This window comes from Gracilibacillus pellucidus (assembly GCF_033949965.1).
Lineage (GTDB): Bacteria > Bacillota > Bacilli > Bacillales > Amphibacillaceae > Gracilibacillus > Gracilibacillus pellucidus.
This window is the reverse complement of sequence record NZ_JAWZSR010000026.1, coordinates 1-1,473: the sequence shown is the minus strand read 5'-3', so window position 1 is coordinate 1,473 and position 1,473 is coordinate 1. Positions and strand designations below refer to the sequence as shown.

Genomic DNA, 1,473 nt, shown 5'->3' with positions numbered 1-1,473 from the left:
ATTGAAATGTACCCTTTGTCAAGGACATTTTAAAAAAAGACTAAGCTACATTGTCAAGATGATTCCTGTATTGCACAGGGGTCATCTTCTTTAAATTCCATTGATATCTATAATGGTTGTAATAAGTCATATAACTCTTTACTTCATGTTTTAGTTCAGCCAATGTTTCACAAGGCTTAATGTATGCTTCATCCTTGAAGTGACCAAAAAAAGATTCCTGCGGTGCGTTATCCCAACAGTTTCCTCGTCTGGACATGGATTGACCTATACCATATTTTTTAACCATCTTTTGAAAGAGTGGGTTTGTATAATGAAATCCTTGATCTGAGTGTATGAAAGCTCCCTTTGCCAACTTTACTTTTCTATTATTTTTCAGCTTTAATAAGGTGTCTGTTGCGATATCTAAAGTAATGCGTTCAGAAACGTTATACGCTAATATTTCATTTGTTGAACCATCTTTAATCGTTGATAAATATGCTTTCTTTCCCTTGCCATAGAATAAGTAAGTAATATCTGTGAGTAATACTTTTCCTGGTACAGTTTGTTTAAATTGGCGATTAAGTAAGTTAGGTAAAACAGTATGTTCTTTTGTTGCTTTTGCCATCCTTCGATAGGGATTGGCTTTTCTTATGGGACAAACAATATTGTATTTCTTCATGATTCGTCGGATACGTTTTAGATTGTAGTTAAGGTTGAATTGCCCCATTAACGTCATTTTAATTTGACGAGCTCCCTTTTTACGTTTTTTAAAGTTAAAGGCTTTTAATATATTCTTTTTAAGTAGTTGATCTTGTTCCTCCCGTGTTTTTCTTCGTTCCTGTGATTTTGACGAGAAATAATTATAATAACCAGAACGTGAAACCCCACAAATATCACATAGAAAACTTACCATATTGCGTAGATGGTACTCTTCAATGACAGAACGAATTAAAAGAAATTTCATTTTGGCAGCACCTACTACTTGCTTCTCCCCAGCCCCCTTTCGATCATTTCTAACTTTTTTAATAACTCATTTTCAGCTTTTAACAATTGAACTTGAGCTTCTAATTTTACATTCTTTTCTTCTAACGTAAGTTCTTTCTGACGAGGCCTTCCGGAGGAGTTTGAGCGTTCATCACTAAGTCCCATTATCCCAGATTTTTTATAAGCAGTGCGCCATCTATTAGCCGTTTTTTTTACTCTGTCTTTACCTATGACTTCCACATCAAAACCGTTCTCCTCAAAAATATGACGTGGAAGTTTTCCTTGTTCACTCTCTGCAATAAATAATCTCCTAAACTCATCTGTATAGGTAATGGCTTTATTACTGACAGATTTCACATTAGGATTTATTGATAGTTCGTTCACTTCTTTTTCTGTAAAATACTTTTTAGTCATCATGATCCCCCAAATCCATTTTTATTTAAGTATACAAAAAAGAACCCTATAAAGCAGTCCTTTTTTAAAAGTGTCTACTCTATAGGGTACATATTA

The 1,473-nt window shown here is 33.9% G+C and carries 1 protein-coding gene; it reads right to left on the bottom strand.

Going from position 1 to position 1,473, the window contains the following annotated elements:
• Window positions 1-40: 40 nt before the first annotated feature.
• Window positions 41-1,377, bottom strand: a protein-coding gene (locus SH601_RS17500; protein ID WP_319959626.1) for an IS3 family transposase whose coding sequence is annotated in 2 segments (ribosomal slippage) — window positions 41-993 and window positions 993-1,377 — 1,338 coding nt in all. Because the reading frame shifts where the segments join, the coding sequence is not laid out codon by codon here.
• Between the last annotated feature and the right edge of the window lie 96 nt (window positions 1,378-1,473).